The 22,641-nt window shown below is 35.5% G+C and carries 17 protein-coding genes and 2 pseudogenes; 2 read left to right on the plus strand and 17 right to left on the minus strand.

Annotation, left to right across the window (positions count from 1 at the left end):
- The 7 genes and pseudogenes from H280_RS25975 to ald all read right to left on the minus strand — a co-directional run.
- Positions 1-90 (minus strand): annotated as a pseudogene (locus H280_RS25975) (transposase); the annotation flags it as partial.
- Positions 91-93: 3 nt separating this feature from the next.
- Complete coding sequence (locus H280_RS24540; RefSeq protein ID WP_020059044.1) at positions 94-249, minus strand: MerR family DNA-binding transcriptional regulator; 156 nt, start codon at positions 247-249, stop codon at positions 94-96.
- A gap of 495 nt (positions 250-744) precedes the next feature.
- Positions 745-1,977: a peptidase T gene (gene pepT, locus H280_RS0100020; RefSeq protein ID WP_020059046.1), complete on the minus strand. Its 1,233-nt coding sequence runs from the start codon at positions 1,975-1,977 to the stop codon at positions 745-747.
- A 145-nt stretch (positions 1,978-2,122) separates the two neighbouring features.
- The gene (locus H280_RS0100025) at positions 2,123-2,842 is read right to left on the minus strand and encodes a YebC/PmpR family DNA-binding transcriptional regulator (protein WP_020059047.1); all 720 of its coding nucleotides are present in this window, start codon (positions 2,840-2,842) and stop codon (positions 2,123-2,125) included.
- A gap of 544 nt (positions 2,843-3,386) precedes the next feature.
- A complete protein-coding gene (locus H280_RS0100030) occupies positions 3,387-4,802 on the minus strand; it encodes an amino acid permease (RefSeq protein ID WP_028411040.1) in 1,416 nt (471 codons plus the stop codon).
- A gap of 305 nt (positions 4,803-5,107) precedes the next feature.
- The gene (gene tdcB, locus H280_RS0100035) at positions 5,108-6,106 is read right to left on the minus strand and encodes a bifunctional threonine ammonia-lyase/L-serine ammonia-lyase TdcB (protein WP_020059049.1); all 999 of its coding nucleotides are present in this window, start codon (positions 6,104-6,106) and stop codon (positions 5,108-5,110) included.
- A 54-nt stretch (positions 6,107-6,160) separates the two neighbouring features.
- The gene (gene ald, locus H280_RS0100040) at positions 6,161-7,270 is read right to left on the minus strand and encodes an alanine dehydrogenase (RefSeq protein WP_020059050.1); all 1,110 of its coding nucleotides are present in this window, start codon (positions 7,268-7,270) and stop codon (positions 6,161-6,163) included.
- A gap of 460 nt (positions 7,271-7,730) precedes the next feature.
- Here ald and H280_RS0100045 point away from each other — a divergent pair, with 460 nt between their 5' ends.
- Positions 7,731-9,074: an APC family permease gene (locus H280_RS0100045; RefSeq protein ID WP_020059051.1), complete on the plus strand. Its 1,344-nt coding sequence runs from the start codon at positions 7,731-7,733 to the stop codon at positions 9,072-9,074.
- Between the two features lie 136 nt (positions 9,075-9,210).
- Here the strand turns inward: H280_RS0100045 and H280_RS26875 are convergent, their stop codons facing one another.
- From H280_RS26875 to H280_RS0100065, 5 genes and pseudogenes are all read right to left on the minus strand, one after another.
- On the minus strand, positions 9,211-9,654 hold the full coding sequence (locus H280_RS26875) for a methyl-accepting chemotaxis protein (protein WP_442852809.1): 444 nt from the start codon (positions 9,652-9,654) through the stop codon (positions 9,211-9,213).
- Between the two features lie 93 nt (positions 9,655-9,747).
- Positions 9,748-10,140, minus strand: a pseudogene (locus H280_RS26880) (PAS domain-containing protein); the annotation flags it as partial.
- Positions 10,141-10,391: 251 nt separating this feature from the next.
- Entirely contained in the window at positions 10,392-11,648 is a 1,257-nt protein-coding gene (locus tag H280_RS0100055) for an MFS transporter (protein WP_020059053.1), read from the minus strand.
- 219 nt (positions 11,649-11,867) lie between these two features.
- On the minus strand, positions 11,868-12,515 hold the full coding sequence (locus H280_RS0100060) for a TetR/AcrR family transcriptional regulator (protein WP_020059054.1): 648 nt from the start codon (positions 12,513-12,515) through the stop codon (positions 11,868-11,870).
- A 293-nt stretch (positions 12,516-12,808) separates the two neighbouring features.
- Positions 12,809-13,480: an O-methyltransferase gene (locus tag H280_RS0100065; protein ID WP_020059055.1), complete on the minus strand. Its 672-nt coding sequence runs from the start codon at positions 13,478-13,480 to the stop codon at positions 12,809-12,811.
- A gap of 599 nt (positions 13,481-14,079) precedes the next feature.
- Here H280_RS0100065 and H280_RS0100070 point away from each other — a divergent pair.
- The gene (locus H280_RS0100070; RefSeq protein WP_020059056.1) at positions 14,080-14,760 is read left to right on the plus strand and encodes a hypothetical protein; all 681 of its coding nucleotides are present in this window, start codon (positions 14,080-14,082) and stop codon (positions 14,758-14,760) included.
- A 332-nt stretch (positions 14,761-15,092) separates the two neighbouring features.
- On the opposite strand, the gene mutL is transcribed toward H280_RS0100070, so the two are convergent.
- From mutL to miaB, 5 genes are all read right to left on the minus strand, one after another.
- A complete protein-coding gene (gene mutL / locus H280_RS0100075; RefSeq protein ID WP_020059057.1) occupies positions 15,093-17,006 on the minus strand; it encodes a DNA mismatch repair endonuclease MutL in 1,914 nt (637 codons plus the stop codon).
- 8 nt (positions 17,007-17,014) lie between these two features.
- Positions 17,015-19,684: a DNA mismatch repair protein MutS gene (gene mutS, locus H280_RS0100080; protein WP_020059058.1), complete on the minus strand. Its 2,670-nt coding sequence runs from the start codon at positions 19,682-19,684 to the stop codon at positions 17,015-17,017.
- A 128-nt stretch (positions 19,685-19,812) separates the two neighbouring features.
- The gene (gene cotE, locus H280_RS0100085) at positions 19,813-20,355 is read right to left on the minus strand and encodes an outer spore coat protein CotE (protein ID WP_020059059.1); all 543 of its coding nucleotides are present in this window, start codon (positions 20,353-20,355) and stop codon (positions 19,813-19,815) included.
- Between the two features lie 197 nt (positions 20,356-20,552).
- A complete protein-coding gene (locus H280_RS0100090; protein WP_020059060.1) occupies positions 20,553-20,978 on the minus strand; it encodes a RicAFT regulatory complex protein RicA family protein in 426 nt (141 codons plus the stop codon).
- Positions 20,979-20,981: 3 nt separating this feature from the next.
- Complete coding sequence (gene miaB / locus H280_RS0100095) at positions 20,982-22,511, minus strand: tRNA (N6-isopentenyl adenosine(37)-C2)-methylthiotransferase MiaB (protein ID WP_020059061.1); 1,530 nt, start codon at positions 22,509-22,511, stop codon at positions 20,982-20,984.
- Positions 22,512-22,641: the final 130 nt, after the last annotated feature.

Here is a 22,641-nt window from a genome sequence, read left to right on the forward strand (position 1 = left end):
AGCACTTTCAAATGTACGAATCAAATCAAGAAGTTGTTTCCTTTGTTCTCTTGTGATGGTTTTGATTTTACAAGAACGTGTTGTTTTCATCTATTACTCTCCTTTCGTTATTGCATCTATATCATATAATCGATGTCCACTGGGAGTGATGATTGTTTCTAATAATCCTTTGTTAGACCAAGAACGTACCGTTTGTTTGTCTACACCTAACAATTCCGCCGCTTCTTTAATTTTTATCATTCTTCCCATAAAAACAACTCCCTTTTTGTTATAGAGTACAACAAAAAGAGGGGTGTATGTGATAGTTTTTATTATCTTTTATTACCTTTTATAATTTTTTTGAAACTGTCGAAACCTCCTTAAGTCTTTGACTTCTTAAGAAGGATTGTATCGTTTCACACTATAAATTTCAAACCATAGCTTCTGCTTTTAGTTTTTGACGAATTGTATTATTAAGTGCGACACCTAAAAAACAAAAAGCCCATCCTCGCTTCGTGTAAAATAGAAGTTACCACACCACTTACTTACACGGAGGATGAGTATGAGCTATTCTCACTTTACCACGTTTGAACGTGGACAACTAGAAGCACTTTATAAATTAGGATATTTCACAAGAACAATTAAATCAGGCACTACTTCTCATAAGTCAAGGACCAAGAAAATGTTTAGGTTGGAAAGTCAAGTTTGATTTATATAAAAGGTAAAAACCCCGAATAACACATCGCTATTCGGGGTTTTTACCTTTTACGCTTTCTCTTCAAATAATCGTGCAATTTCAATAATAACTTGAACCGCTTTTTCCATATTATCTACGGATACATATTCAAATTTACCGTGGTAGTTTTCTCCGCCTGTAAAAATATTTGGTGTTGGTAATCCCATATATGATAACTGTGAACCGTCAGTTCCTCCACGAATTGGTTGAATATTCGGTTCTATATCAAGATTTTTCATTGCTTCATATGCAATATCAACAATCTCTTTCACCGGTTCAATCTTTTCAAGCATATTATAATACTGGTCATTCATCTCAAGAATGATATTTTCAGTACCATACTTCTCTTGCATCTGTTTTGTAATGGTTGCTATGTTCTCTTTTCTAGTATTAAAATGTTCGCGATCAAAATCACGAATAATGTAAATAGACTGACTTCGCTCAACATCACCATTCATTGAAATAAGGTGATAAAATCCCTCATATCCCTCTGTATACTCTGGTGCTTCTTCTACTGGTAGTTGTCTATGGAATTCCATTGCAAGCTTACTCGCATTTACCATTTTATTTTTTGCTGTTCCTGGATGAGTACTATTCCCTTTGAAAATAAGCTTGGCACCAGCAGCGTTAAAGCTTTCATATTCTAATCCACCTAGCGGCCCTCCATCCATTGTATATGCAAATGAAGCTCCAAAAGCGTCTACATCAAAGTGAGCTGGACCGCGGCCGATTTCTTCATCGGGTGTGAATGCTACTCTAATTTTCCCATGTTTTATTTGTGGGTTATGTAATAAATAGTTCATTGCCGTCATAATTTCTGTAATGCCTGCTTTATCATCTGCACCAAGGAGTGTTGTTCCATCTGTTGTGATTAATGTGTGACCTTGATAGGACGGGAGCTCTGGAAATAATTTTGGAGTTAATACAACACCTAACTCTTTATTTAACGTAATTGCCTTTCCATCAAAATTCTCATGAATTTGCGGTTTAACATTCTTCCCTGTAAAATCTGTAGCTGTATCTAAATGAGCTAAAAAACCAATTACAGGAACATGCTTGTCTGTATTTGCAGGAAGCGTCGCCATGACGTAGCCATTCTCATCCATCGTTACTTCTGATAATCCAATCTCTTTCAACTCTTCTACTAATTGCTTTGCAAATTCGATTTGGCCAGGCGTTGTTGGAACAGTATGACTTTCTGCATCAGATTGTGTATCCACCTTCACATATCTTGTAAAACGTTCGATAATTTCTGATTTCATGCTACTTCACTCCTTTTTGTCTATCTTTATTTATTATAAACCTTTGTTACACGTTTTTTTATTTCTTTTGACTTTATCTTTTAAATTTCAATGAACAATAAAAAAGCAGGCCTTTGTTCCAAAACAAAGGCCTGCCTTTCTAATATTATTCACCTAAATCAACATTGTGGTACACTTGCTGAACATCTTCTAAATCTTCTAATGCATCAATCATTTTTTCAAACTTCACTTGTGCATCTTCTGAAAGTTCTACTTCATTTTGTGCAAGCATTGTTAGTTCTGCAACTGTAAATTCAGTTATACCAGCATTTTTAAATGCTTCTTGCACTGCATGGAATTGATCCGGTTCCGCATAAACGATAACGGCTTCCTCTTCTTCCAAGATGTCACGCACATCTACATCTACTTCCATTAAGATTTCAAGTGCTTCATCTGCAGTTTTACCTTCAAGACCAATAACAGCCGTTGCATCAAACATATACGCTACCGATCCGTTTACTCCCATGTTACCAGCATTTTTGCTAAATGCAGCACGTACATCTGCTGCTGTACGGTTCACGTTATTAGTTAATGTATCTACAATTACCATTGATCCATTTGGTCCAAAGCCTTCATAGCGAAGTTCATCATAAGTTTCTTCTGAACCGCCTTTTGCTTTTTCAATCGCACGGTCAATAATTGTTTTCGGTACGCTGTACGTTTTTGCACGCTCAAGTACAACTTTTAAAGTCTGGTTAGATTCTGGATCTGGTTCTCCTTGCTTTGCTGCTACATAAATTTCACGTCCAAACTTCGCATAAATACGACTCGTATTTGCATCTTTTGACGCTTTTTTTTCTTTAATATTGTTCCACTTACGTCCCATACTTGTTCCACTCTCTTTCAACTTTGAATCTACATAAAAATAGTAATATAAAATATGCTGTTTCTTCAACATTTTTTCATTATATTTCACATTGTTAACAAAAAAGACAAATTGAAGATGTCACATTTATTCACTACACTATATTATACCTTATTACAAGTTTAATAATCAAAGAAAGACAAATGATTCTTATCTATATAAATGTAAACCCTTTTGAGCAAGAGCATCTGACCATGCATAGTAACAGTCAGGACCTTTTTCTACCACGGGCAATGGTTAAAACAAAGATAGAAAACGAGTGCAAGGCACTTTTTTCTCCCTAATAGCAACTCAAATGCTGTAAAATTAAAATGAATTTATACATTGATGTATACTACCAACGCCATCAAACTTTTTGAAGGTGTTTCGAGCGATAGTTCAATTTTTAAATTATTATGACATATCTTCATGCAGCAAAGCTTAAACAGCTCTTTAAAAATAGTAATATATTTAAACTATCGATTCTATATCGAAATTACATAAATTATACGAATAATTCTTCTCTTTAACTGATTTCTTCAAATCTATTTTTTGAAATATTCTCTTCACTTATATGACTATGCTTTTTTGAATACGCAAAATATACAAATGCCCCAATCGCTAACCAAATTCCAAAATATAACCACGTTGCGAAAGGTAGATTAATCATTAGAAATACACAACATACAATTGAAATAATCGGTAAAACTGGCACAAGCGGAACCAGAAATCCACGCTGTAGTTTCGGGTGCGTTTTACGAAGAATAATTACAGATACACCGACCATCGCAAATGTTAATAGTGCCCCAATATTCGCTAAGTTGGATAATTCTTTTAAATCGATAAATCCAGCAATTAAAGCACTGCCGATTCCTGTTAACCATGTTGTAAATACTGGTGCTTCTGTTTTTTTATTAATTTTCGCAAATGATTTTGGAAGTAAACCATCACGACTCATCGCGAAAAATACGCGTGTTGTCGCATAGATATATGCAAAAATTACAGCCATAATACCAATTACCGCTCCGATTGCAATCACACCAGCCACTTTATCCTGTCCAACAACTTCTAATACATAAGCCATCGCTTCCGGTACATTTAATTCTTTGTACGAAACCATTCCTGTCATAACAAGACAAACTGCAATATAAATGATTGTACAAATAGCGAGTGATGCAATAATACCAATTGGTAAATCGCGCTGCGGATTTTTCACTTCTTCTGCTGAAGTTGCAAGCGCATCAAATCCTAAAAAAGCAAAAAATACAGACGCTCCACCTGCAAAAACACCACTTAAGCCATACGGTGCAAATGGAATCCAGTTTGCTGGTTTTACATAAAACACACCAACAGCAATAAATAATACAACAATACTAATTTTAATTAACACCATTGCATTGTTCACACGTTTACTTTCTTTCGTCCCACGTGATAATAACCATGTTAGTGCAAGTGTAATCATTACCGCTGGCAAATTTACAATACCGCCCTGTGATGGAATTGTTAGTAACGCCTTTGGTATTTCTAATCCAAATCCACTTATTAAGTTATGAAAATACCCCGTCCATCCACCAGCTACTGCTGCTGTTGTTACGACGTATACGGATAGTAACGTCCATCCCATTAAGTGTGCTACAAACTCTCCAATTGTTACATATGAATACGTGTATACACTGCCTGATACAGGAAGTGTAGAAGCAATTTCAGCATAGCATAAAGCTGCAAACCCACAAACAATTGCTGCAATCATAAATGAAAAAATTACCGCAGGCCCAGCATCTCTTGCCGCAACTAATCCAGTGAGCACAAGAACTCCTGTGCCAATTATCGCACCAATACCTAACATTGTTAGATCAAATGCGCCTAATGATTTTGTTAAAGTTTTACTTTGACTTTCTCTTAACAACTGGGTAACAGATTTCTTTTTAAATAAATTAACTATTATACTTACCCCCTTATATATAGATGCAAATTGAAAAACTAACATAAAAACCCTTTTCTTTTTCGGCGGGCGAGAGCAACTGGCCATGCATAGAATCGGTCAGGGCCTATTTCTGCCACATGCGTAGCGAAAACCAAAAAGAGCAAACAAGTGCAGGTTCCTTTTTTTCATAGTAGCAATCTATATGTAAAACAAATAAATTGGATTTATATATTAAGAAAAGCTAAGAGGATCTCTCTTAGCTTTTCCCGTGTTCTATAAATCTATTTCTTAGTTTCACCTTTTATTTAACAAATTTCAGATCATTACTTTACTTCATTCGCAAAGAAATGCTCACATACGCTAGAAATACGAGTTAAATCAACGTTTCCACCAGAAATAATCGCTGCAACTTTTTTTCCTTTTATATAGGAATCAACTTTACCAGCAAGAAGTGCAGCTGTCGCTAATGCTCCCGCGCCTTCTACAACAGCTTTTCCGCGTTGTAATAAATCCTTCATAGCTACTTCTAACTCATCTTCTGATACAGTTACAATATCATCTACTAATTCTTCTACGATTTCAAAAGTTAAAGTCCCTGGAATTTTTACTGCGCAACCATCAGCAATAGTTGGTGCTTCATAATGCTCTACAATCTCACCTTTATCGTACGAAGCTTTCATTCCATGAACATTATCAGCTTGAACGCCAATTATATTAATAGAAGGATTAAAAGTTTTAAGTGCTACTGCGATTCCAGCAATAATTCCGCCGCCGCCAATTGGTACAATTACAGTATCAACGTCCCACATATCATCAAGAATGTCGAGACCAATTGTTCCCTGACCTGCCATAACTTGTACATCATCATACGGATGTAAATACGTTTCTCCAGTTTCTTTTATAATTTCTTCACATTTTGCTTTTGCATCATCAAACGTATCACCATATAAAATGACTTCTGAACCGTATCCTCTTGTTGCTTCAACTTTCGCCTTTGGAGCAGAAGTTGGCATCACAATTTTACTTTTAATTCCAAGTAAATGTGAGGATAACGCAACACCTTGCGCATGGTTACCAGCAGAACAAGCAATAACTCCACGAGCTTTTTCTTCATCTGTTAAAGTAGAAATCTTATTGAATGCCCCGCGAAATTTAAATGATCCTGTTAATTGCATATTTTCTAATTTCAAATAGATTTCCCCGCCTGTTTTACTTGTTAAATAAAAGGATTTAACAAGCGGTGTTTTACGAGCGTTTCTATCAAGAATTTGTTTGGCATTTTTAATATCAACAATATTTAGTGGCAAAGTTTTCGTAATCATATTAACACTTCTTTCGATTGTTTATATTGTAACCCTAACGTTGTTCCTAAATTATTATAAAACTTCTTTCAATTGTTTATAATCTAACCCTAACGTTGTTCCTAAATTTTCATAAGTAATGGTTCCTTTATAAATATTAACACCATGTACTAATGCAGGTTTGTTTTCAAGAGTCTCTTCTAAACCATCATTAGCAATTGCTAATAAGTAATCGATATTTCCATTCGCTAATGCCATAGTAGAAGTACGTGGAGTTGCCCCTGGCATATTTGGTACAGCATAATGAATGACATCGTGCTTAATAAATATAGGATCATTATGTGTTGTATAGTGATCAATTGTTTCAATCGTTCCACCCTGATCGATTGAGATATCAACAACAACACTGCCCGGCTTCATAGACTGAATCATGTACTCTTTCACAATTTTTGGTGGTCTAGCACCCGGAATTAAAATTGTTGAAATAAATAAATCTGCCGTTTTAATAGTTTTTTCTAAGTTTTCAGTAGTAGATTCGATAACTTCAACTTGATCATTTGCATATTTTTCTTTTAAATAAGCAATTTGTTTTTGATTTAACTCTAAAATCGTTACGTGGCAACCGATTCCAACTGCCATATCACAAGCATTAATTGCAGCGTTACCTCCGCCTAAAATTACAACATTACCAGCTGGAATACCTTCTATTCCTGATAATAAAATACCTTCTCCTTCATGTTGTTTTTCTAAATAATAAGCTCCCATAAACACTGCACGACGCCCAGCAATTGCACTCATCGGTTTTAATAATGTTAAAACTCCATTTTCACTTATTGTTTCTCCAGCAATAGCTGTTGTTCCCGCTTTTCTCATCGCTTCCACACACTCTTTTGAAGCTGCTAAATGTAAAAATCCCCAAACAATTAAATCCTTCTTAAAATATTTATATTCTTCTAGTAAAGGTTCTTTTACTTTTACTAGCATATCAACATCCCAAGCTTGTTCTTGAGTAACTAAAGTAGCACCTGCATTTGTATACTCTTCATTTGTATAACCTGATCCTAGACCAGCATCTTTTTCTACTAAGACTTCATGTCCAGCCTCAATTAATTTCCGAGCATTTTCTGGTGTCATCCCAACACGTGCTTCACCTTTTTTAATTTCTTTCACTACGCCAATTTTCATGTTGCCACATCCTTTTACTTTTAAAATGTAATATACACTATTACATTATTTTTATACGATCCAAATAAATTCATGGAATATATCAAACGTTCTTATATTTCCTCGTTTGTCTGAATCGCTGTTCACACCTACAAGATACACTTAGAAAAATAATGAGTCAACATTTTGTGAAATAGTTCACAAAATGTTTTTTTTTATTTTGAAATAAATTTTTTCTTAAAGAGAAGGATTGAAACCGCTTTTTAAGTATGATAGACTTTGTCTCGAATAACATCTCTTATGAATTCACATGAAATGCAATTTTATTTTTTATTCACATTTGTGAACATTTTCACAAATGAATTTAATTTTTTCAATATTAACGCACTACTTAATAAAATGAAGGGATATACTATGAAAGCTAAAGCAAAAATGAATTCATCAGATGTTATATGTATTTTTACTAACAGGAGTGATTATTATGTCACAAGCACAACTTAAAAAAGAAATTGGCTTCTTTGCAGCATTAACAACAGTTATTGGTACCGTTATTGGTGCGGGTGTATTTTTTAAACCTACTGCACTATACGGCGTAACTGGATCAGCAAGTTTAGGAATACTCGCATGGATAATTGGAGGAATCTTAACTGTTTGCTCAGGTTTAACTGCAGCTGAGCTTTCAGCAGCTATTCCTGAAACAGGCGGAATGATGGCATATTTAAAGCGTACTTATGGAAACTTAACTGCTTTCCTACTAGGGTGGGCACAAACTGTTATTTATTTCCCTGCCAATATTGCAGCACTTGCAATTATTTTCGGAACACAAGCAGTTAGTTTATTTGGATTAAATGCGAATGAACATAAATTGATGATTATTGGAGTTGCTGTTATTACCGCAGCATTCGTAACTTTTATGAACTCCTTAGGAGCGAAAGCAGCCGGCGGAATTCAAATGGCATCAACTATTTGTAAATTAGTTCCTTTAGCATTACTTATCATTTTTGGATTATTGCATAAAGGCGACGTAACTCTTCAACTGTTTCCAGTAGAAGCAGGACCAGGTAAATCATTTATTTCTGCACTTGGCTCTGGTTTACTTGCAACAATGTTTGCTTATGATGGATGGATTCATGTAGGAAATATCGCTGGAGAAATGAAAAACCCTAAAAAAGACTTACCTAAAGCAATTGTAATCGGGTTATCTACTGTAATGGTTGTATACTTACTTATTAACATTGCATTCCTTATGGTTATGTCTGCATCAGCACTTGCAGGAACTGATACACCTGCATCTCAAGTAGCGACAATTTTATTTGGAGCAATGGGAGGAAAATTAGTTACAATCGGTATTTTAATTTCCGTATTTGGAACAATCAATGGATACATTATGACAGGAATGCGTATCCCTTATGCAATGGCATTAGAAAATAAACTACCATTTAGTAAATGGTTTGCAACATTATCTAAAAATGGCCACGTTCCTTATAATTCTGGAATCTTTATGTTATGCGTTTCAGTTATCATGATGGTTATCGGTGGATTCAACACATTAACCGATATGTTAGTGTTTGTTATCTGGATATTCTATACAATGACTTTCGTAGCAGTATTCATTTTACGTAAAAGAGAACCAGATCTTGTGCGTCCTTACAAAGTACCACTTTATCCTATTATACCATTAATTTCCATTTTAGGTGGATCATTTATCGTTATTAATACTCTTTTCACACAAACACTGCTTGCACTATGCGGTATCGGCTTAACAGCTTTAGGACTTCCAATTTACTATGCAATGCGAAGCAAACATATAGAACCTAATAAATAATCATTTAGTTAGGCGTGTATAAAATCCTTATTCTAAATAGATGATGGATTTTATACACGCCTTTTTCTATTATCAATCCTTGTTAAATCCGTCTAACCAACATTCCCAGCTCAATTCCTTATCAGATCAAAACCTGTTATAAAATCTCTACGAATTGCTTAGCCTGTCGATCTAGAGAACTTGCAAATTCAGTAATGGATTCAAATTCATCAACCGTTTCGTCAATTAGCATTTTTCCTTCTTTAACACTTTCCGAAACAGCCTCAATGCGTTTTGACATTCGATTAATTTCTAATGTAATACCTTCAACAGTATTTTTCACCTCACTAATAGAAAGTGAAACCTTATCAGAAAGATTTCGTACTTCCTTTGCGACAACATTAAAACCTCTTCCATACTCTCCAGCCCGTGCTGCCTCAATTGCTGCATTTAAAGCCAACATATTTGTTTGTGCAGCAATGTCTTGAATAGTCTTAACGATTCCTGCTATGGAATTTGCCTGTTCATGAAGTTGAGACAAATTCGTTACGTTTTCATCAGATTCATGATTAATTTGCTGAATCTTACTAAGCAGAGACAAACTTCTCTCTTTTCCAAATTCAGATTTTTGAGAAAGCGTTTCTGATAAAACTTGGACTTCATTAGCTGTATGTAAAATACTGTTTTGTCTATTCGTTATATTTGTAGCAATTTTAGAAATTCCAATTACTGTTTTCCCATCATCCTTAAAAATAGGCATATATGTAGCTTCTAACCAAATTCGATTCCCTGCTGCGTCCATGCGTTCGATTTTATCTTGATAACTTTTCCCATTTAATAAATCACGCCAAAACGTTTCATAGCTAAGACTGTTAGTAAAATCAGGGAAGCAAAATTCTTTGTGCAATTTGCCAATCATTTCAGTATGCAAGTACCCCATCGTTCTTGCAAAAAGCTCGTTAGCATAAGCAACTCGGCGATCAACATTAAAGCGGATAATTGCAATGTTTTGTTCCATTGCTTTCAAAACTAACCGATCTGACACTTCATCAATGGATAATTTCTCTCTACCATTCATTTCATTCATAATATAATCCTCTTTCTTTTACCCATAACCTTCATTCTAAAACACACAAAACCCTATAATCGTTATATCAAAAATAAGTAATATTGTCTATAATCCCCCCATGCAAATCAACTTAAAAATGTAACTCAGGTGAACTAATTATCATAACTACTCAGCTATACCTTAATAAAGAAAGAAGGAGGACCCCCTTCTTTCTTTATACATTTTTGATTCTTTTAAGAGGTATTAGTGAGTGAAACACACCAACCATATCAAGCTGTTTCCTTCTCATTTCTCAATACCCTCTTTGTTGTAAATGCGATTGTAATCATCACCATACTCATAAACAGTATAGGAATATAAACTTTTATACTAAAGACTTCAAATATTACACCATATATAACTTGACCCATGGGTGCCATGCATTGTGCAACCGCCATAATAATCGCCATAACTTTCCCTAAATTTTCATTTGGTGTTTTCTTTTGTACAGCAGTAATGACAAAAATAGAGATTATAGTCATCGCCATTGCAATAAGAATTGCACATAAGATAAAGAGTATGAATGACGAATAGGATCCTAGCCCAAGCATAAAGGGCGTGATTGATAAAGCCATCGATACAATCAATAAGGAAATTACGAGAAACCAATGATACAGTTTTTTCATTTGCATCTTTTTTGAAAAGAAACCGATGGACAATGCCCCTAAAATTGTAGCAAATTCTATGAGTCCCATTCCAATACCATACATTGTGTCACTACTTTGCATGACTACCCGTAAAATGATGGGAACACCAACAACAAACAACGGTGTGAGAATTAAGTTGAGGAAAGCTGCAAGGATAATGCATTTCAAAATAAAAGGCTGCTTAACTACATAAATAAATCCAACTTTTAAGTCTTTTACAATTGTCGATATAATATGTCCATCCTGTTCCCTTTTAACGAACGGAATGTTAATAAAAATTGCTAATACTGCGGCTAATAAAAAGGCGATACAACTCATCACAACAAGCATTTTTAACCCGACAATACCATACAATACTCCGCCTAAAACAGGAGCTGCTACGCTTGATAATGCTTGAACACCGTTCACAATACCGTTTGCCTGCTCCAGTTTATTTTCCCCAACTAACAAAGGAACACTTGCCATAACAACTGGTGAATACATAGCGCTAATCATCGCTAGCAAAACCATGACAACACCGATAAATATCACAGAAGTATTACCAGCTACTAAAAACAAAATAAACCAAAATACAATGGCACTGCTTACAAAATCAAAAATCACCATTAAGTTGCGGCGGTTGAATCTGTCAGCTATAGCCCCGCCAACAGGTGATAACAAAAGTGGCACATTTGATACGGCATACAAAGTTGCATATATATCTGCCCGGCCCGTTATGTCCAACACATAGAGAGATAAGGCAAAACGAAGGAGAGAAGAACCTAATATTGATACAATCTGTCCGATTACCATTAAGTGAAAGGCTTTAGGAAAAGGCTTTATATTGCTATTATTTTGCATAATATGCACACCTTCCATAAAGATATTAGACCGACTGTCGGTCTGTATTTTTGTATGAAATACTACCCTTAAATTTCCCAACATATAAGTCGCTGCTATGTGAATACAACATAATCTCTTAAACCTCGCATGTGAAATGAAATGGCCCTGACCGTTTCTATACGCGGCCAGATGCTCGCATCTCTCCCCTCGAAAAATAGTTTTTTTATGTCGTTAATCTTATTCGTCATTTTCAACCTGTCTCATCAAAATAGCTAAAATGTAATCAAAACTTCCTTTTTCAGCTCCAAGAGTAGTCTCCATCATCTTAATAAACGCCTTTGCCCTCCGCATCGCTTCATGAGGCTTCCACTGAAACAATCCTTCATCAAATATTACTTGTGCCGAAGCAAGCAAAAATTCAATTGTTTCTTGCGGATAATCCGTTACAAAAACACGTTCATTGATTCCTTGCTCAATTACCTCCGTTAACACTGGTGTTAAATGTAAAATAGACTGAACTAAACTTCTCTGATGCATTTCCGCATTACTTGGTTGGTGAAATTGCTCAATCATTTTTTCTTTGTTTCCCCCAGCTTTTGGTGCTTGCGCCATTAAAATATGAAATAATTTATCAAGTACTGGGATGTTTGAATCTGAAGTAATCTTTTTTGCTGCTGCAACATCTGCATTTATAATCCGCATAATAATCGCATCCATTACTTCCTCTTTTGATTTAAAATAATGATAAAGCGTTCCTTTTGCGATACCTATTTCCTGCAGAATATCGTTTACGGTCGTTTTCATATATCCTTTCGAAGCAAACAATTTTTCTGCGGTATCTAAAATTTCATTTCTACGCTCTTCATGTTCTTTTACGATTCTCATGAATAAACTCCTTCTCACTAGACCGACTGTCGGTCTAGTATAATTATATGTAAACATTTCAAAAAATTACTCTATAGTTAGATAACTAAAATAAATTCTTACTCCATATAAGAAAAGCCCACGCTGCCATTTATTTTGTCCATCCTGCTTCACTAAATCTCATTCTCTAAAGATTCCTTTTCTACACTAACGTCCTACTTCCTTCCTTTTTATTCTCAAAATCAGCTATATGCTCTAGAAAACATCCTAAAAAAGAGGCATTTTTTATGCCTCCTTTTGAACCACAATTCTTATTACATTACTACCCCTATCGCAAATCCATCGTATCCTTTGCTTCCTACAGTCTGTATTGCCGTTGACGATAGTTGTGACTCCGATGCAAGAGTGTCAAAAAAGCGACGAATTCCCTGAACATTAGAATCAGCGCTAAAAGCGTTTACTACTTCTCCTTTACGAACAACATTGTCTCCTATAATTACGGTACCTTTTCGAGATAATTTGAGTGCCCACTTTAAATATTCCGAGTTGTTTTGTTTATCCGCATCGATAAAAATGAAATCAAATGGATCAACTCCTTCATCATTTAACTTCGACAAGGTTTCAAGAGCAGGTCCAATTCGTACTTCTACTAAATCAGATAATCCTGCACTTTCTATATTTGATTTTGCAACCTCAGCATGATGTCCATCTAATTCAAGAGTTATTAAACGCCCATCTTCTGGTAACGCCCGTGCCAGCCAAATCGTACTATATCCTCCTAAAGTTCCAATTTCTAATATTCTTTTCGCTCCTTTTATTAAAGCTAGTAAATGAAGGAACTTCGCTTGATTCGGAGCAACATCTATTGCAGGTAATCCTTCCTTAGAATTTTCTTCCAATACATTCTCAAGAGTTTCATCTGCAAGTAATAACTGATTTGTAAAATATGCATCAACTTCAATCCATTTTTGTAAATCTTCCATCATACACTACTCCCTCTTTATATGTATTTCCGACTCTACAATTTCAAAATTTAAATTCTATTATCTAGCTTTTCATCTCGAAGATGCTATCGCTTTTTCTATTTATAACGTATACACATCACCTCCATGTTCAGTATACTTAGTTCAAAAATGAAAAAAAGGTTATAATTTAACCATCAATTTCCCCTTTTTACCCATGCTCTTATCCTAAGGTTTAAAATTTTTTCGTTTTAAGAATGTCTCAAAATATTAGCTTGATAAGTATGTATGGTGACCTTCCACTTAAAATGTTATTTCCAAATATTACAGATTGTAATTATATTTTTTTAATTTATAATTGATAATATATTATCAATTATAAATTAAAAAGAAATGATAACTACTCGGCTATACCTTTCATTTAGGAGTTTCATAAGCTTAAATTCGGTCTGTTTTTTGCATACAACACAAACATGTGCGATACACTATATCTTGTGATAAACAAATAAACATATTTTTCGGTGATTTTTTCAAAGCGCCTTATATCTTCACGAGGTGACTGAATAGTTATCAGAAATATTTATATAAGTTACAGATTAGGGTTGAGTTTTTAGGAGGTTTAAATGAGAAAAATATTGCCAGGGGCCATTTTATCTTATACCCAGTATGGGTATTTAAAGGTGCCGAAAAATGTCAAAAGTCAGTGTCCTAAATGCGGTAAATCAAGTGAATTTACCTTAAAAACGAATTTTTACCAAGTTACCAAAAGAGGTTTATTTGCAGAAGGGCTTTGTTTTGAATGTCAAAAGCCATCAGAATTTGTGATTATGTTTAATGATAAAGAAGTAGAAGTGTATCTCTATAGTCCTTCGGATTTTAGAGATCCTTTGGCTCAGCTCGAACGCAATAAACATATCCCTATAGACTTAGTTAGAGCATATCGCTCTACTTTGAATGTCAGTCAGTCAAAAGATAATCCTGCTACTGCAGTACTGTCAAAACAAGTTCTTGACAGTGTCCTCAAACATTTTCTTGGTGAGAAAGGTAATGGACAGTCTCTTTCCCAGCAATTTGAGCAATTGCCAAAATATATCGATTTAACTAAACCGATTCAAGATGTTGGCCACCTCGTCCATCCGGAAAGTCCTTTTTATGGGATGCTTGAATTGAAACATGAAATTGATGATGAAGCAGTAGTTTTATTAACAGAATTACTAGAAGTCCTTATCGAATATTTATTTGTGTTGCCTGAAAAAATTGAAGCAGTACATGATAAGATTGAACAGAAATTTAAAAAGATGTAGCATGTACATTTTAATGTTTTAATACGCTAAAAGATTTCCGAAAAACAATAGCATGATTTTTATTTAAAGATAAATCTACCAACGTTTTTGAGATTAGGTGATTTTCTTAGACTAATATCATGCCGAATTTTACTTAGCGTATATTTTCGTTAAAATGTGGGTGGTACGCCTTTATAGTAATATAATGAACAGATATTCACATTTAGCATGCAAAAAGAATTATCAGATCGATTTGAAAAAGCATTTCAACAACTCACTTGCCCTCTACGTGGTCAATCTTATAAGAAATAGCGCTAAACCCTTTATTTATCAAGGATTTAGCGCTATTTTATTTACATCACTCGCTTAAACATCTTCTCAAGCTCATAAGTCGAATGATGCACAAGTATAGGTCTACCATGCGGACATGTATATGGATTTGTTGTTGTTCGCAGCTCTTCTAACAACGCAAAAATTTGATCATTCGTTAAATATTGATTTGCCTTAATCGATGCTTTGCAGCTCATCATAATAGCTGCTTCTTCACGCAGTTTTTTAATATCGACTTTTTTCAGCTTCAATACTTGCTGCATCATTTCATCAATAATTTCCATCTCTTGTCCTCTTGGGAACCATGTTGGATGTGAACGGACAATGAACGATTGGTGGCCAAATTGCTCTAAAAAGATTCCTACTTTTTTCAGTTCTTCTAGTTGTTCCTCAATGCGCAAAAATTCATTAAGCGATAAATCAATTCGGTACGGAACGAGTAATTCTTGTACCTCAGGTGCCACTTGTCCTACTTTATCACGGTAATATTCATAGTTAATGCGCTCCTGAGCTGCATGCTGGTCAATCATATATAACCCTTTATCATTTTGAGCGAAAATATACGTTCCATGCATTTGTCCAATTGGATATAACGGTGGTAAATCGTTTCCGTTCATTTCGATTTCTTGTACTTCTTTAAGTTCTTCTAATTCAAAATCTTCCTCATGGACTTCCCAATCATTTTCCCCCGAAAGCGGCTCTTCTACAATTGGCTTAGATGGTTGCCAATTGTTTTCTTCTTTTACAAGAGACTCTGGCGGCTGCCATTCTTGTTTTGGTGGATTCCATAGCAGTGGTGGTGACTTCGGTTTTTCTTCTTGTTCATCCATTCCACTTGGCAGTACGATCGTTGGCAGCTCCTTCGATTTTGCGTGCTCAAACTGAAACTGTTCTTGAACACTTTCATCTTTTCCTTTTTTCTTCGGTGCAGGGCCGGCATCAGGAATGAGTTGAATCTTTTTAAATGCAGCTTGTAATGCTTTTTCAATAAGCTGCAATAGTTCCTGTTCTTTACTAAAACGAACCTCTAGTTTTGCTGGATGAACGTTCACATCAACAAGCATCGGATCCATTTCAATAGATAAGAAACCAATTGGATAACGTCCAATTGGCAACAACGTATGATAACCTTGTTGCACAGCCTTCATTAAGACAAAATTCCGAACGTAACGACCATTTACAATCGTTGACATATAGTTACGGGATGCACGCGTTACTTCTGGCAACGTCACATACCCACGGATCGTAAAGTCTAACGATTCTGCTTCAATTGGAATTAATTTTTTCGCAACTTGAATGCCGTAAATTGCCGCAAGAACTTGTCTTACATCACCATTTCCTGATGTATGAAGTAATTTCTTCTCATTATGAAACAAGCGTAAAGAAACTTCTGGATGCGACAGTGCAATGCGATATACAATGTCAGTAATATTCCCAAGCTCTGTATGAACCGTTTTCATATATTTTAAGCGTGCTGGTGTATTAAAAAATAGATTTTGAACCGTAATATCTGTCCCTTTACGGCTCGCTGTTTTTTCTTGTTTTAAAATCCCCCCACCTTTAATGACAAGGTGTGTTCCCGGTGCATCCCCTGTACTTGTGATTAAGTCTAATTCACTGACAGATGCGATACTCGGTAATGCTTCGCCGCGAAAGCCAAGCGTTCGAATACGAAACAAATCATTTTCATCTTTAATTTTACTTGTTGCATGTCTTTCAAAGGCAACGATACAATCTTCTTCCGCAATGCCATCTCCATTATCAATGATGCGAATTTTCGATAATCCAGCTTCTTCTAAGTGGATTTCAATAGATGTACTATTCGCATCGATGGAATTTTCGACAAGCTCTTTTACAACCGAAGCAGGTCGCTCCACCACTTCCCCAGCCGCAATTAAGTTAGAAAGCTGATCATCGAGTTTGCGAATTTTTCCCATCTACTGACTCATCCTTTCTTTAACTTTTTCTGTAAACGGTACAGTTCATTTAACGCTTCTAACGGTGTCATATCAAGTAAATCGATTTTTTTAATTTGCGTTAATACTGCTGTTTCTTTTGAATCAAGCACAGGTTTGTCTTCTTCGTTTACTGGTTGTTCCGCTGCAAAGAAGGATAGCTGTGATTCTTCTTCCACTTCTTCTTGCGGCAATGCACCTTGTTCTTCTTTTACGACTACAGGTTCTTGCACTATTTCTTCTGAAACTTTCATTTCCGTTCGTTTCGGAATGATTACTTCCTCTTGTCCTTCAAGCTGCGCTAATACTTCTTTCGCACGAGTAATTAAGCTATCTGGTAGTTCTGCCAGCTGAGCTACGTGAATACCGTAACTCTTATCTGCTGCTCCATCTTGAATTTTATGCAAGAAAACAACTTTTCCGTTTTCTTCAATTGCGGAAACATGTACATTTTTTAAATGATCTAAGCTTTCTTCTAGAACTGTTAATTCATGATAATGTGTTGAGAATAACGTTTTTGCACCAATTTGATCATGAATATGCTCAATAATTGCTTGCGCTAATGCCATACCGTCATACGTAGACGTACCACGGCCAATTTCATCAAATAAAATTAAACTTCTTTCCGTTGCATTCGCAATCGCATTTTTCGCTTCTAACATCTCAACCATAAACGTACTTTGGCCTGATATTAAATCATCTGCTGCCCCAATTCTCGTAAAGATTTGGTCAAACACAGGGAGTACAGCCTCTGCCGCAGGTACAAAACAACCGATTTGCGACATAACGGTAATCAGTGCTAATTGACGCATATACGTACTTTTACCCGACATATTTGGACCAGTAATTAAAAAGACATCCATATTTTCAGGCATGATGCAATCATTCGGAACATACAATTTTCCGTTTAACACTTTTTCAACGACCGGATGACGGCCATCTTTAATAAAAATTTCTCGTTTATTTGTTAATGTTGGTTTTACAAATTGCTCTTCTTCACTTACAGTTGCAAAGCTTTGCAGAACATCTAGTTCACTAATAATTTTTGCTAATTGCTGCAATTTCGGAATAAATACTTTCACTTCTTCGCGAAGAACTGTGAATAAATCATATTCTAACTGAACGATTTTTTCTTCTGCTTCTAAAATTAATGTCTCTTTTTCTTTTAGTTCATCTGTAATAAAGCGTTCTGCATTTGCAAGTGTTTGTTTCCGCTCATAACGTCCTTCTGGAAGTGCAGATAGATTTGCTTTTGTGACTTCAATGTAATAACCAAAAATACGATTATAACCAATTTTTAATGATTTAATCCCCGTTATATCGCGCTCACGTTTTTCAAGCTCTGCAATCCACGTTTTCCCGTTTTTGCTTACATAGCGATATTGATCTAATTTCTCACTATAACCATCTTTAATAATGTCACCATCTTTTATCGAAAGCGGTGGGTTTTCTTGAATACTTCTCTCTAGTAACGCTGTTAAGCTTTCACATGGATCAGCGCCTTGAATTAACGTTGTAGCATAAGCATTATCTAACAGACTAACCGCTTCTAGAATAGCAGGTACTTGCAGTAAGGAACGCTTTAATTGCAGTAAATCGCGCGCATTGACACTACCATATGAAACTTTTCCTGCTAACCGCTCTAAGTCGTATACTTCTTTTAGTTTTTCTTTCAAATCTTCACGGAAGAAATAATCATTAACAAACGTTTCAACCATCTCTAAACGTTCTTCAATTTTTTCTTGTTGAATGAGCGGACGTTCCATCCACTGTTTTAACATTCGGCCACCCATTGCTGTTTTCGTTTTATCTAACAGCCATAATAACGAGCCTGTTTTTTCTTTTGTTCGAATGGTTTCTGTTAGTTCTAGATTCCGTTTAGAATGGACATCAATCTTCATAAATTGATTTGTATAGTAAATTTCAACAGGTTGCAGGTGGTCTAGGGAACGTTTTTGCGTTCGTAAGACATAGTAAAATAAACGTCCAACCGCTGCAAGTAGTTTTGTTTGCGTCACATTTCGAACGAGATGCGTAAGGCTCTCTGGAATTTTTGCTTCTTCCTCATATGAAACTGTCATTTTTAATGTCGCTAACAGCTTATCCAATTCTTCCTTAGAGAACGTAGAAGATACGACAATTTCTTTCGCACCCGTTGCGTATACTTCTAGTAATACATCTTCAAGTGTTCCTGTTAATAACGTTACTGTATTTTGACCTGTCGTTAAGTCATTACAAGCTAATGCATAGGAACCATCTTCAAACTGCGCTAATGCTGCAAGGAAATTATTTTCCTTTTCATCTATCGTACGACCTTCCATCATCGTACCTGGTGTAATTAATTGAACAACTTCACGGCGTACCACACCTTTTGCTGTTTTTGGATCTTCAACTTGTTCACAAATTGCTACTTTATATCCTTTTTCAATCAATTGTTCAATGTAGTTTTTTGCAGCGTGATATGGTACACCACACATCGGAATCCGTTCGCTTCCGCCCCCATCACGACTCGTCAATGTAATTTCAAGTTCATGTGCTGCTTTTACAGCATCCTCAAAAAACATTTCATAAAAATCACCTAATCGAAAAAATAAAAAGGCATCTTGATAATCTGCCTTGATCTTTAAATATTGCTGCATCATCGGCGTGTACTGTGCCATTTTGCTCCTCCATACATCTCTCTTTTTCACTTTAAAAATATATTATAACACAATTATACACGAATGATTTTGATCCATCATCTGAAACATATACAAAAAGCTAGGAAGAGGACCTCCCTAGCTTCACCTTACTCTTCTTCAGCTTCTACAATAAAGTTCGGATCAAGTTCTTCAAACTCATCATCATCCACTTCAAATTCCTGATCATCTTCTTGACATCCATCTGGATTTACACTTACACAAATTTTTGTTTCTCCAACTACCTCTGTGACAAATTCTCGTTCTACTGTAACAACCATTTTATTTCCGTTCGGTGAAATCACAGCTTCTAAACAATTTGGATGTTGAACAACACGTGCAATAATTTCAATATCTTCACCAGAAAAATTTGTATCACGGTAGCCAACTTTCACATCATCAGTGTAATGCACTCTCTCTGTTACAACTTCAGTTTTCGTATTTTCGTCATGTGAGTACCATGTGTTAATGTCATAGTATCCTTCGATTTCTACATACTTTCCATTCCGTTTTGCCTCGTATGCATGGTTAATAACCCAGCACCCTAGAATACTTGTTGGCGTATGATTCGGCGCAACAGTGTGAGTTGTTTTCATATACTTACGCCCTTTTCCCACAACTGCTTTCGTAATTATCTCTCTAAATTCGGACATACGAAACCCTCCTCAATGTATATTCAATTCATTATATGCGGGGCAAATGCGGAATGTGTTATTCTTTTTGAAAAAGCAATTATGCACCGGTTATTTAACAGCTAAAAACTCCCATTTTTCATAAATTGAAAATAACGCACAAATTAGATTTTCATCTATTCAGAACAAAAAAAAGATGTCGAGTTCGACATCTTTTTTTAGCAGGTGCCTTTCTTATTCGCTATTTCAGCACCGGTCTCTCCTTTTAACACATCGCCGTCAGTTGAAATTAAAATTTCATCTGTGACGGTGTTTGAAATTGTACTTGCGACAAGCTGCAATAAATCATTTACATATGTTTGAGAAGATTTAAACTGTTGAACAACCGGAATTTCATCCAGTTTATCTTGCAGCGCATCAATATCCGCTTCTACCTTTTTTAACGCTTCCCATTTCCCATAATGCTGTAAATTTACTGCTTGTTTTTGCAAAACTTTAATTTCATCAATCGTACGTTTTACATTTTCATTTTTATGAATTTGCGCTTCTGCACGTTTAAAGAAATCCACTTCTTCTGTTTCAGAAATCATTTTTGCTAATTCTTTCGCCTGCTCTACAATTTCATCTTTTGTAAAGATTTTCATCTATTATTTCACCTCGATCGGCTCCTCAACCAATTCCCCGTTTAGAGACCAAGTTTTTGCTTTTGTTACTTTCACTTTTACAAGCTGACCGATTACAGAGTTTGGAGCTACGAAGTTTACAAGTTTATTGGCACGTGTATAACCAGCAAGTACATCAGGATTATTTTTACTTTCTCCATCAACAAGCACTTCAACAATTTGCCCTTCATACGTTTTATTCTTCTTCGCAGAAAATTCATTTACTAATGCATTTAAACGTTTCAAACGTTCTTTTTTCACTTCCATCGGTACATTATCCTGCATTTTTGCAGCTGGTGTACCTTCACGTGGTGAATAAATAAATGTATAGGCACTATCAAAGCCTACTTCGCGATATAACGACATCGTTTCTTCAAATTGTTCATCTGTTTCATTTGGGAAACCGACGATAATATCTGTCGTTAGTACTGCATTTGGAATCGCTTCTTTAATTTTACGTACAAGTTCTAAATAATGCTCACGTGAGTATTTACGTGCCATAATTTTCAACATATCCGTACTTCCCGATTGCACCGGTAAGTGAATATGTTCAACTAAATTACCGCCTTTTCCAAGCACCTCAATTAAATGATCATCAAAGTCGCGCGGATGGCTTGTTGTAAAACGAATACGTGCTACGTCAATCTTACGAAGTTCATCCATAAGATCTCCTAAACCATATTTCATATCTTCGAAGTCTTTTCCGTATGCGTTTACGTTTTGACCAAGTAGCGTAATTTCTTTGTAACCATTTGCCGCTAAATGACGTACTTCTTTAATAATGTCTTCAGGATGGCGGCTACGCTCTTTACCACGTGTATACGGTACGATGCAGTACGTGCAGAATTTGTCACATCCGTACATAATGTTTACCCACGCTTTAATATCCCCGCGGCGTACTTTCGGAAGATTCTCAATGACATCTCCTTCTTTTGACCATACTTCAACAACTGTCGCTTTCGCAAACATAGCATCTTTTAAAATGTATGGAAGGCGGTGGATATTATGTGTACCAAATACCATATCTACATGCTGATGTTTTTGCATAATTCTGTTTACGACAGATTCCTCTTGTGACATACAACCACATACACCAATTAAAAGATCAGGGTTTCTTTGTTTTAAAGATTTTAAATGACCAAGTTCCCCGAATACTTTATTTTCAGCATTTTCACGAATTGCACATGTATTTAGTAGAATCACATCTGCATCTTCTGTAGAGAATGTTGGCTCATATCCAAGAGTCGTAAAGATGCCAGCCATTACTTCTGTATCATGTTCATTCATTTGACATCCATAAGTACGGATATAAAATTTTCTTCCAGCACCAAAATTACGAAACTCTTCTGGTAAGCCAAAGTCACGTTCAATTTTAACTTCTTCTTTCCCACGTTTTTTCGCATCTTTTAAAGAAGGTGGTTGATATACACTTTCAAAATATTTACTGTAATCTTTTTCTGCTTTTTTAGTAGTTGAAGTTGCTTGTTGACCTGCTAATCGTTGCTCTTCGTTCATGAATAATCTCCTTTCAGCCTTACATATACAAAGTTTTAACTTTTAGTTGTTGTTTAAATTGTTTTTATAAAAAAGCATATCGCTTCATTCCTATACACATTATTATAGTATAAAGCGTTCAGTCAAATTA

This window comes from Bacillus sp. 123MFChir2 (assembly GCF_000383235.1).
GTDB lineage: Bacteria > Bacillota > Bacilli > Bacillales > Bacillaceae_G > Bacillus_A.

Excerpts from the sequence above, each read along its gene's own strand:
- H280_RS24540 (WP_020059044.1), bottom strand. The coding sequence starts at position 249 with ATGGGAAGAATGATAAAAATTAAAGAAGCGGCGGAATTGTTAGGTGTA.
- pepT (WP_020059046.1), bottom strand. The coding sequence starts at position 1,977 with ATGAAATCAGAAATTATCGAACGTTTTACAAGATATGTGAAGGTGGAT.
- H280_RS0100025 (WP_020059047.1), bottom strand. The coding sequence starts at position 2,842 with ATGGGACGTAAGTGGAACAATATTAAAGAAAAAAAAGCGTCAAAAGAT.
- tdcB (WP_020059049.1), bottom strand. The coding sequence starts at position 6,106 with ATGATTACGAAAACTTTGCCACTAAATATTGTTGATATTAAAAATGCC.
- ald (WP_020059050.1), bottom strand. The coding sequence starts at position 7,270 with ATGAAAATTGGCGTAGTGAAAGAAATTAAAAAAGGTGAAGCACGTGTT.
- H280_RS0100045 (WP_020059051.1), top strand. The coding sequence starts at position 7,731 with ATGTCACAAGCACAACTTAAAAAAGAAATTGGCTTCTTTGCAGCATTA.
- H280_RS0100055 (WP_020059053.1), bottom strand. The coding sequence starts at position 11,648 with ATGCAAAATAATAGCAATATAAAGCCTTTTCCTAAAGCCTTTCACTTA.
- H280_RS0100060 (WP_020059054.1), bottom strand. The coding sequence starts at position 12,515 with ATGAGAATCGTAAAAGAACATGAAGAGCGTAGAAATGAAATTTTAGAT.
- H280_RS0100065 (WP_020059055.1), bottom strand. The coding sequence starts at position 13,480 with ATGATGGAAGATTTACAAAAATGGATTGAAGTTGATGCATATTTTACA.
- H280_RS0100070 (WP_020059056.1), top strand. The coding sequence starts at position 14,080 with ATGAGAAAAATATTGCCAGGGGCCATTTTATCTTATACCCAGTATGGG.
- mutL (WP_020059057.1), bottom strand. The coding sequence starts at position 17,006 with ATGGGAAAAATTCGCAAACTCGATGATCAGCTTTCTAACTTAATTGCG.
- mutS (WP_020059058.1), bottom strand. The coding sequence starts at position 19,684 with ATGGCACAGTACACGCCGATGATGCAGCAATATTTAAAGATCAAGGCA.
- cotE (WP_020059059.1), bottom strand. The coding sequence starts at position 20,355 with ATGTCCGAATTTAGAGAGATAATTACGAAAGCAGTTGTGGGAAAAGGG.
- H280_RS0100090 (WP_020059060.1), bottom strand. The coding sequence starts at position 20,978 with ATGAAAATCTTTACAAAAGATGAAATTGTAGAGCAGGCGAAAGAATTA.
- miaB (WP_020059061.1), bottom strand. The coding sequence starts at position 22,511 with ATGAACGAAGAGCAACGATTAGCAGGTCAACAAGCAACTTCAACTACT.